We start from the raw sequence: 341 nt of genomic DNA on the forward strand, positions 1-341 counted from the left end.
GCGCAGCAGCTCGTGGGTCGCCTCGTCCGCCCAGTGCACGTCCTCCACCACCAGCGCCACCGGTGCCACCTCATCGAGCTGCGTCCTGACCGCCGACACCTCCCGGCACCGCTTCACGACGGGCCCTGACGCGCCCGGTACGGCCGGCGGCGGCTCCGCGGGCAGAGCGTCGGCCAGATCCGGCAGCAGCGGCGCTAGCGCGCCGCCCGAGGCGCCAAGCAGCAGCGCCGGCGGTAGCATGTCCCCGAACCCCCCCAGAGAGGCGATCACCGGCCCGTAGGCCAGCGGTTCACGCAACGGGTGGCAGCCGCCCACCAGGACCCGCAGGCCGTCGGCGCCCA

1 pseudogene is annotated in these 341 nt (G+C 75.7%); it reads right to left on the minus strand.

Annotation, left to right across the window (positions count from 1 at the left end):
• A pseudogene (locus PUR56_RS00275) lies at positions 1 to 341 on the minus strand (LuxR family transcriptional regulator); the annotation flags it as partial.

Origin of the sequence: Streptomyces sp. BE303, assembly GCF_036290945.1 — a bacterium.
Lineage (GTDB): Bacteria > Actinomycetota > Actinomycetes > Streptomycetales > Streptomycetaceae > Kitasatospora.